The sequence below is a fragment of the bacterium genome (assembly GCA_026708055.1).
Taxonomy (GTDB): domain Bacteria; phylum Actinomycetota; class Acidimicrobiia; order Acidimicrobiales; family CATQHL01; genus VXNF01.
Genome location: JAPOVS010000085.1, coordinates 24,627 through 33,477 on the forward strand (window position 1 = coordinate 24,627; position 8,851 = coordinate 33,477).

Annotated in this window: 9 protein-coding genes; 7 read left to right on the forward strand and 2 right to left on the reverse strand. The window is 70.1% G+C overall.

What is annotated here, in order from left to right:
- Positions 1-52: 52 nt before the first annotated feature.
- Both OXG55_17280 and OXG55_17285 read right to left on the reverse strand, forming a co-directional pair.
- The gene (locus OXG55_17280) at positions 53-982 is read right to left on the reverse strand and encodes an ABC transporter permease (GenBank protein MCY4104989.1); all 930 of its coding nucleotides are present in this window, start codon (positions 980-982) and stop codon (positions 53-55) included.
- Between the two features lie 7 nt (positions 983-989).
- On the reverse strand, positions 990-1,952 hold the full coding sequence (locus tag OXG55_17285; protein MCY4104990.1) for an ABC transporter permease: 963 nt from the start codon (positions 1,950-1,952) through the stop codon (positions 990-992).
- A gap of 301 nt (positions 1,953-2,253) precedes the next feature.
- Here OXG55_17285 and OXG55_17290 point away from each other — a divergent pair, with 301 nt between their 5' ends.
- The 7 genes from OXG55_17290 to OXG55_17320 form a co-directional block, all read left to right on the forward strand.
- Positions 2,254-3,012 carry a helix-turn-helix domain-containing protein gene (locus OXG55_17290; GenBank protein MCY4104991.1) on the forward strand — a complete coding sequence of 253 codons (759 nt, stop codon included), beginning with the start codon at positions 2,254-2,256 and terminating at the stop codon, positions 3,010-3,012.
- A gap of 85 nt (positions 3,013-3,097) precedes the next feature.
- On the forward strand, positions 3,098-3,850 hold the full coding sequence (locus OXG55_17295) for an SDR family NAD(P)-dependent oxidoreductase (GenBank protein ID MCY4104992.1): 753 nt from the start codon (positions 3,098-3,100) through the stop codon (positions 3,848-3,850).
- Positions 3,851-3,992: 142 nt separating this feature from the next.
- On the forward strand, positions 3,993-4,373 hold the full coding sequence (locus OXG55_17300) for a cupin domain-containing protein (GenBank protein ID MCY4104993.1): 381 nt from the start codon (positions 3,993-3,995) through the stop codon (positions 4,371-4,373).
- 2 nt (positions 4,374-4,375) lie between these two features.
- Positions 4,376-4,750, forward strand: coding sequence for a cupin domain-containing protein (locus OXG55_17305; protein ID MCY4104994.1), 375 nt, complete (start codon positions 4,376-4,378; stop codon positions 4,748-4,750).
- 99 nt (positions 4,751-4,849) lie between these two features.
- Positions 4,850-5,704, forward strand: a complete 855-nt coding sequence (locus tag OXG55_17310) for a hypothetical protein (protein ID MCY4104995.1) — start codon at positions 4,850-4,852, stop codon at positions 5,702-5,704.
- Positions 5,705-5,780: 76 nt separating this feature from the next.
- On the forward strand, positions 5,781-6,680 hold the full coding sequence (locus tag OXG55_17315; GenBank protein MCY4104996.1) for an FAD binding domain-containing protein: 900 nt from the start codon (positions 5,781-5,783) through the stop codon (positions 6,678-6,680).
- Between the two features lie 244 nt (positions 6,681-6,924).
- The coding region (locus OXG55_17320) for a xanthine dehydrogenase family protein molybdopterin-binding subunit (protein MCY4104997.1) at positions 6,925-8,851 on the forward strand (1,927 nt) is incomplete at its 3' end.

The following is an 8,851-nucleotide window of genomic DNA, read 5'->3' on the forward strand; positions in this document are numbered from 1 at the left end:
CTTGGCGCATCGTAATTCGACGCCACGGTGCCGCTCCAAGTCACAGGCGTCACTATCGCGCCTCGGCGGCGGGCTCCCGCCAGGGAATTCCCACCGCAGCCGGATAGCGCGTGCCTCGCGACACCGCCACGGCTGCCACGGTGACGAGGTAGGGGAGGGCCAGCCAGAACTGGTCGGGCACGGGATCGAAGAAGTCGATGAGTCCCGCCACGAACTGCAGCGCCTGGCTGAGCCCGAAGAGTCCGGCGATGGCCACCACCCACAGGGGGTTCCAGCGTGCCACGACGACGACGCCGAGGGCTATGAACCCCCGTCCCGACGTGAATCCGGGAATGAACCGACCCGAGGTGGACATCACGAGAGCCGCACCACCAAGTCCGGCCAGGGCGTTGCCGGCGATGACCGCCGTGTACCGCAGCCGCCACACGTCCAGGCCGGCGGACGAGGAGGCGTGGGGACGCTCCCCCGCGGCGCGCACGTAAAGCCCCCACCAGGTGCGTCGCAGCAGGTAGAAGATCACGATGGCCAGAATTATCGAGATCCAGAACAGGAAGTTCTGCTCGTTGAGGATGTCGCGCAGCTTCGGAATCCGCCCCAGCAGGGGGACCGTCCAGGGGGACAGGGTGGGCGAGGTGTTCCCGATGATGACCTGCGCGGTGAGGATCCCCGTGACGCCGAGGGCGAAGATGTTGAACAGCAACCCGGTCACGATCTGGTCGGTGCCGCGCCGTACGTAGAGGGCCGACAGGACGACTCCTGCCGCCATGCCCGTCGCCGTGCCGGCGAGCAGGGCCAGCGGGACGTTGCCCGTGTTGACGCCGACGAGCGCGCAGATCGCCGCGCCGAACAGCATGGTGCCCTCGATGCCCACGTTGAGAACGCCGGCCTGCTCGCTGATGGCCTCACCGAGTGCCGCCAGCAGGACGGGCACCATGAGTGCCAGCCCCGAGGCGAACAGCGTGATGAGGACGACTTCTGTCACGGCGCTCCTAGTGCTGCGCGTAGCGGAACCTGATGGCCCCGGTGACCATCAGCATGATGACGAACGTGGCGATGAGCACCTCGCCGAAGGAGGAGGAGATGCCCGCGGCCGCCTGGAGGCTGTTGCTCCCCACGCGCAGTGTCGAGAAGATGAACGCCGCCGGCAGCACGGCTATCGGGTTCAACCGGGCGAGCAGGGCCACGGCGATGCCGACGTACCCGTAGTTGGAGATCCAAAGGTCCAGAGCCAGGTCGTGGTGGATGCCTCCCACCGTGACGGCGCCGGCCAGACCGCCGGCGGCGCCCGCGGTCACGAAGGAGGACACCGTGACCAGACGGGTGCGCACGCCTGCCAGGCGAGCGGCCCTCGGGTTGGCCCCGACGGAGCGGATGGAGAAGCCGAGTGAGGTGCGTGTCATGAGGACCCATGCCGCCACGGCGGCGGCAAGGGCGATGAAGACGCTGATGTCGACCTTCGCCGAGGCCCAGAAGTCGCGGAAGTGGGCGTTGTCGTGGATCTCCTGGCTCTGGAGCTGCGCGTAGATCTCGGGCCAGGCAACAGTGACGACGTAGTTGGCCGCGAAGAACGCCAGGAAGTTCAACATCAGTGAGGTGACGATCTCGTTGATCCCGAAGTACGCCTTGAGCACGCCCGGGACGGATCCCCAGACCGCTCCACCGGCGGCTGCGCCGACGATGAGGATGAGCACGAACAGTCCGTGCGCGGTGCCTTCGGGGAGCATGATCCCGAGCGTCACCGACACGATCGCGCCGGCGAACATCTGGCCCTCGCCGCCGATGTTCCACAGCCGCGCCGTGAAGGGGATGGCCGCCGCCAGGCCCGTGAGAATCAGGATGGCGGCGGTCATGATGGTCTGGCCAAGGAAGATCTCCTCGGCCAGCGAGTTGTTGACGATGGTCTTGGCGACAGTCCAGGGGTTGCCGCCGAAGGCGACGACGATGATCGCCATCACGGCGATGGTGAGCAGGATCGAGCCGACGATGTCGCCGTGGCGGATGGCCGAGAAGATGTTGAGGCGCGCCAGACCGCCCGGTGCCGTCCGGTCTGTGGCGGCTTCGCCGTTCAGTCTCGTGCCGGCGGCGCCACGGGCGCCGTTCCCCTCGCTCAGTCTTCCTCCCTCGGCCCGCGGTACCGGTGCCGGTCGGCTGCACCCACCGGCCGGTAGTCCGGGACGTGACGTTACTCCCTTTTCGTAATCGCGTTTTCAATCACGTGCATCCGTGTTTCAGCAATATCGAAATCCCGGACCGGTGCGCGCAGTGGGGCCCTTCGAGGCGGTGGCCGCGCTCCTGCGGACGCTCGCGCCGGGGCGCGGTACCATCGAGAACGTGACCCCTTCTTCGGCAGATCGTGCAATTTCCGCCGCGGACGAGTTGGATCCGGACGCCGCGTCGCGGCCGAAAGTCGTCGCCACCGAGGAGCACCTTGCCGAGTTGGGGGGCCGGATCCGTGCCCTGCGAGTCGAGCAGGGGCTCACGCTGCAGATGATCGCTGAGCGCACGGGGCTCAGTTCGTCCATGGTGTCGATGGTGGAGCGAGGGCGGACCTCCCCGTCGATCGGCACGCTGATTGCGATCTCCTCGGCACTCGGTGTTCACATGGCCGACCTGTTCGAGTTGGACGTGGACGGGCCGCGTGACGTGGTGCACCGCGCCATCGATCATCAGGTCGTGGAGACGGCCAACGGGGTGCTGCGGCGGCTGGTGCAGGTGGATCCCCGACGTGGGCTCGAGTTGGTGGTCAACGAGTACGCCCCCGGTACCGCCAGCGCCGTACAGGTCACACACCACAGCGGTTACGAGTACGGCTATGTGCTGGAGGGCACCCTGACGGTCCAACTCCAGAACACCGCGCACCGGCTGCAGCCGGGCGACTCGATCGCGTTCGAGTCCACGCGGCCGCACCGGATCATGAACGAGGGGCGCGGGCGGGCGCGTGCCGTCTGGGTCAACCTGTCGCCGCGGCTCCAGCAGGTCGATGCCGGGGGAGATGGCAACCGGAACGACTGAAGGCCGGGGTCGGCACTCGGCCGGCCGTCAGCGGCCGTGGCAACCGAGACGGCACCGAGAACAACCCACGAATCGGGAGGGCGCTATGAGCGAGACGCTTGGGGGCAGGACGGCTCTGGTGACGGGAGGCAATCGCGGCCTGGGACGGGCCATGGCCCTGGCGATGGCGGAGGCCGGCGCCGACGTCGTCATCTGGGGTCGGGATGTCGGCGCCCTCGAGCGCACCGCGGAGGAGGTGCGCGCCACCGGGCGCGATTGTCTGACCCAGGCGGTCGAGGTGACCGACTCGGAGCAGGTGAACGCCGCCGCCGCCGAGGCCTGGGGGCAGGCGGGCGGTGTGGACGCCGCGTTCACGTCGGCGGGGGTCCTGCTGCTGCAGGCGGCCATCGAGACCAGCGATGCCGACTGGGAGGTGGTCATGGGCGCCAACCTCACCGGCATGTTCTATTGCTGCCGGGCCTTCGGCGAACGCATGCTGGCGCAGGGCCACGGCAAGCTCGTCAACATCGCCTCCAACTTCGGTCTCCACGGCGGCGCCAACTGGGCGGCGTATTCGGCCAGCAAGGCCGGCGTCATCGGCCTCTCCAAGAGCCTCGCCTGGGAATGGGCGCCGTCGGTGACGGTCAACGTGATCGCGCCGGGGGCGTTCTACACCGACATGAACAGCCACCTGCTGGACGTACCGGAGATCATGGCGGCCGTGGAGGGGAACACGCCGCTGGGACGGGTCGGCGACCCGCCCGAACTGGGGCCTCTGGCGGTGATGCTGGCCGGACCGGGGTCGGACTTCATGACCGGGGCCGTCATCAGCGTCGACGGCGGTGTGATCAAGCCCTGACCTGTCCTCGTGCGGTTGCGGGGCCGTCTGTCTCTCCCGCCGCGCCGCCGGCCTTGAGCCCCAGCCTGCGACGGTTCCACGTTTACAGTACGGTTCAAGCGGTTACACAGTTCTTGAAGTCATGGCAACAGGAGAAGTCCGGATGGGTGAGGACCGGGTACAGGTCGTGAAGGGCAGCGGGGATACCGTCTCGCTGCCGCTGATCGCATCCGGTGGCGAGGCCGTGGCGGTCGTCTGGCCGGGCGTGGGGTCCCAGCATCGTTCTCTCCATCGGCTCCTGCTGGATCCCGGCGGGCGGACCATCGATCTGCAGCACCCGTCGGAGGCCGTGTACTACGTGCGCACGGGGTCCGCCACGGTCACCGACGGCGACAGCGGCACGCGGCACGACCTCGTGGAGGGGTCGATGGTGCACGTCGACCCGTCCACGGCGCACCGGTTCGAGGCGGGAGAGGGAGGCGCGGAGATCGTGGGCGGCCCGTGCCCGCCCGACCCCTCCATCTACGAGTCAAGGGAGGTCTGACCATGGCAGTGCGCGTATTCCACCGCGACGAGCCCGATCTGATGATGCCGATCATCTCATCCGACGCCCGGTTGATCGTCTGGCCCGGCGTGGGCGCCGAGGTGGCGAACATGAACTACGTCGTGCTCGAGCCGGGCGAGCAGAACGTGCCGCACATCCACTCGGAGTCCGAGGACACGATCTTCATCATCGAGGGGAAGGGGTCGGTGCAGGATCTCAGCAACGGCATGCGTCTCGAGTTCGAGGCCGGGGACGCCGTGCACGTGCCCGCCGGCGTGGAGCACGCGGTCTGTGCCGACCGTGACAGCCGCATCGTCAGCGTGGGTGGCCCGTGTCCGCCGGACCGCCACCTGCTGCGGCTGCTCGGCGTGGAGTGAGCCGAGGAGATCTGTCACGGTGTCGACGAGCGAGCGGAAGCCGCCACCTGCTGCGGCTGCTCGGCCTGGAGTGAGCCGGCGCCCTCCCGAACCGGAGCAGTGAACTTCGTCGGGGTGGGCCTTGCGCAGTTGAGCGCCCCGCCGGGCGATCCCGCAGGCAACCGCCGGCGCAGCGTGGACGCAGCCACCGCCCTGTTCGACCGGGGTGCCGACATCGTGGTGCTCCCGGAATTGTGCGTCCCCTGGTATACGGACGACCGCTCCCGACTGCTGGGTCAGGCCGAGCCGCTGGACGGGCCGACCGTCGAGGCATGGCGCGCGGCCGCGGCGGCCCACGACGGTGTCGTGGTGGGCGGATTCTGCGAGCGCGGCCCCGACGACGCCATCTACAACAGTGCGGTCGCCGTCACCGGGCACGAGATCGTCGGCCACTACCGCAAGCTGCACCTCTTCGACACCGAGAAGCTGTGCTTCGCGCCCGGAGATCTGGGTCTCCCGACGTTCGAGACCCCCTTCGGACGCCTGGGGATGTGCGTCTGCTACGACCTGCGGTTCGTGGAGGTCGTGCGCGCCCTGGCCCTGTCGGGCGCCGATCTGATCTGCGTGCCGACGGCTTGGATCCGGGGGTTCGACCGTACCGGTGTCGATGACGGCGGGCTGATCCCGCACGCCCAGGGCGCCCTGCTGCAGGCGAATCTCTCGCAGGTGTTCATCGCCTGTGCCTCGCAGGCCGGCCACTGCGGCGACCTGCAGTTCCTGGGGTCGTCGATCCTGGCCGGACCGTACGGGCAGGTGGTCGCTGGGCCGCTTCCCCGCGACCGCGACGAGCTGGACGTGGCGCGGGTGGATCTGGCCGACGCGGCTCGGGCGCAGGTCCGCAGCGAGCTGATACGTCCCCGCGCCGATCGTCGGACCGACGTCTACGGTGTGACTCTCGGCCCGCAGCAGTTGTAGACGTCCGGGGAGCAGAACCGATGGTGACCGCAGTAAGGCTCGGGATTCGGGAGCGATCCGCCCCGGTGCACCGGCCATGAAGCCAGCCCGTTTCGCGTACACCGCACCGGAGACCGTCGACGGGGTCCTCGACGCCCTCGAGCAGTTCGGCGACGAGGCCAAGGTGCTCGCCGGGGGGCAGAGCCTGGTGCCGATGATGAACTTCCGCCTCGCCCGTCCCGAAGTGATCGTGGACATCGGGAAGGTCGGCGGCCTGGACGACATGTCGCTGGCGAACGGCACGCTCACGGTCGGGGCGCGGGTGGTCCACGCCCGGCTGGAGGCGCCAGGGGTCAGCACGCCTGCAGGGCAAAGCGAACCCCTCGGAGGTGTTCTCGGGTCGCTGCTGCCGGCGGTCGCTCGCTTCGTGGGCCACCTGCCGATCAGAGTTCGGGGGACGTTCGGGGGGTCCATCGCACACGCTGACCCTGCCGCCGAATGGTGCATCCTGGCGCGCACACTCGACGCCAAGATGGTGGCGCTGCGCAAGGGCGGCCGGCGGACCATCGGTGCCGGGGAGTTCTTCGAGACGGTCTTCACCACCGCCCTGGAGCCGGAGGAACTGCTCGTGGCCGTGCACCTGCCGGCCCTCGGCGACGACTGGCGCACCGGGTTCTGCGAGTTCAGCCGGCGCGCCGGCGACTTCGCTGTCGTGGCCGCCATGTCGGCACTCCGTCTGGATCCTGTGACGGGTCAGGTGGCCGAGGCCCGCATCGGTGTCGGCGGGGTGGCCGGCGTGCCGGTGCGCCTGCCCGCTGCCGAGTCGACCCTCGTGGGCGAGACGCCGAGCGGGGACCTGTTCGCCGCCGCCGCCGCGGTCGCCGCCGGTGAGGTGGACCCGGTGGGGGATCTGCACGGTTCCGCCGCCTACCGGCGGGACCTGGTGCGCGCCATGGTGGCCCGGGCGCTGGCGCAGGGCGCCGGCTCGCTCCGCTAGCAGACTGCTGAGCAGTGCGGCGCCTCCCCGAACGTCGTTGCGGCGATTGTCGGGTTGCCGGTCGCCGTTCCGGCGATGGCCGGGTTGCCAGTCGTCATTTCGGCGGGTCAGACCCACCACCCGCCGGGGACACCGCACAGTATGAACGTCATTCCGGCGAAGGCCGGAATCCATCGTGCAGCGCCCAACTCTGCGTCAGCGGCGGCTTGCTTCGCACACGCCCGGTCGTCCGAGGGGTCGCGCCGTGAGCTGGGTCGGCCGCTCCATCCGCAGGGTCGAGGATCCGACCCTGCTGCGCGGCGCGGGCATGTTCGTCGGCGACATCGGTGGTGCCGCCGCGGTGCGTTTCGTACGGAGCCCGGTGGCGAGCGGTCTCGTCCGGGCGGTTCGCGGCCCGGCGTACACGATCGCAGACCTCGATGCGGACGGCGTCGGGGACATCGAAGCCGTCCTGCACCGGCCCGACTACGTGCGGCTCGCCCAACCGCTGCTCGCCCGGGAGCGGGTGCGGTACGTGGGTGAACCGGTTGCGGTGGTCGTCGGCGCCACCGCTGCGGAGGCCGAGGATCTGGCCGAGCAGGTGGAACTGGACATCGAACCGCTCCCGGCGGCGGTGGGCCTCGAGGCCGCCCTGGCTCCCGGTGCCCCGCTGGTTCATCCCGACGAATCGGAATCCAACGTGATGGTGGCCGGCGAGATGGCCACGCCCGAACTGGCCGAGGCCCTGGAGCGCGCCCACGCCATCGTCGAGTTGGAGATCACCTCCGGGCGCCAGGCGGCGCTGCCCCTGGAGGCGCGCGGCTCGCACGCCGTCACCGAGAGGTTCGGTGGCCGCACAACGCTGCACGCCTCGATCCAGGCGCCGCACATGATTCGGACCGTCATCTGCGACCTGCTGGGCATGCCCGAGGCCGACCTCCGGGTCGTGGCGCCGGACGTGGGCGGTGCCTTCGGCCAGAAGCTGCCGCTCGCCCGGGAGGACGCCATCGTGGTCTGGCTCTCACGACGCTTGGGGCGCCCAGTGGCCTGGATCGAGGACCGCAGCGAGAACCTCATGGCCTCGTGGCACAGCCGCGAGCAGCGCTACCGGCTGCGGGCCGGGTTCGACGAGACGGCCCACCTCGAGGCGCTGCAGGCCGACGTGGCGGCCAACGTGGGCGCGTGGCCGTGCTACCCCATCACCTGGGGAGTCGAGCCGCTCATGGCGCTGGCGGAGCTACCGGGTCCCTACACGCCGGAGCACTACGGCGCGCGCTCACGAGGCGTGGCCTCGCACACCTGCCCCATGTCCCCCTACCGGGGCGTGTCGCGACCCGTGATCACCCTGGCGCTGGAGCGGCTCATGGACGTCGCCGCGGCGCGTTTCGGCATCGACCCGGTGGAGATCCGCCGACGTAACCTGCAGAGCGACTTCCCGCACATCTCGCCGACCGGCCTGCGCCACGACGAGGGCACTTATCGCGAGGCCATGGAGCTGGCGGTCGGCCGCGTCGACCTGGGAGCGTTCCGCGCCCGCCAGCACGCCGCCCGCGCCGCCGGGGGACCCCAGCCGGGGATCGGGATCTGCACCTTCAGCGAGCGCACCGGGTACGGAACGCCGGCGTTCGCGGCCCGCGCGATGGGGGTGACGCCGGGCTTCGAGAACGTGGAGATGTCCATGGACCCGTCGGGCTACGTGACGCTGGGCATCGGCGCCTCGCCGCACGGCCAGGGCCTGGAGACCGCACTGTCGCAGATCGTGGCCGACGAGTTGGGCACCGATCCGGGGCGCGTGCGGGTTGTGGCCAGCGACACCGACCGCACGCCGTACGGGTGGGGGTCCTTCGCCAGCCGCGCCATGGTGCTGGCCGGCGGGGCGACGTATCTGGCGGCACAGAAGCTGGCCGCGCAACTCGGCTCGCTTGCCGCGGAGGTGCTCGAGGCGGCGGCCGACGACATCGTCCTGGCCGACGGGCGCGCCACGGTCGCCGGCACCTCGGTGGGCGTGGAGATCGCCGAGTTGGCGAGGATCGCCCACCATCACACGCAGCGACTGCCGGCCGGCGCGACGGGAGGCCTCTCGGCACAGGCGGGGTACGACCCGGCGGGCACGTTCTCCAACGCCTGCCACGTGGCGGAGGTGGAGGTGGATCCGGAGACCGGCGGCGTGTCGATGCGGCGCTTCGTCGTGG

Bases quoted from the DNA above. Each gene is read 5' to 3' on its own strand.
- OXG55_17300 (MCY4104993.1), top strand. From the start codon at position 3,993: ATGGGTGAGGACCGGGTACAGGTCGTGAAGGGCAGCGGGGATACCGTC.
- OXG55_17295 (MCY4104992.1), top strand. From the start codon at position 3,098: ATGAGCGAGACGCTTGGGGGCAGGACGGCTCTGGTGACGGGAGGCAAT.
- OXG55_17305 (MCY4104994.1), top strand. From the start codon at position 4,376: ATGGCAGTGCGCGTATTCCACCGCGACGAGCCCGATCTGATGATGCCG.
- OXG55_17285 (MCY4104990.1), bottom strand. From the start codon at position 1,952: ATGGCGATCATCGTCGTCGCCTTCGGCGGCAACCCCTGGACTGTCGCC.
- OXG55_17315 (MCY4104996.1), top strand. From the start codon at position 5,781: ATGAAGCCAGCCCGTTTCGCGTACACCGCACCGGAGACCGTCGACGGG.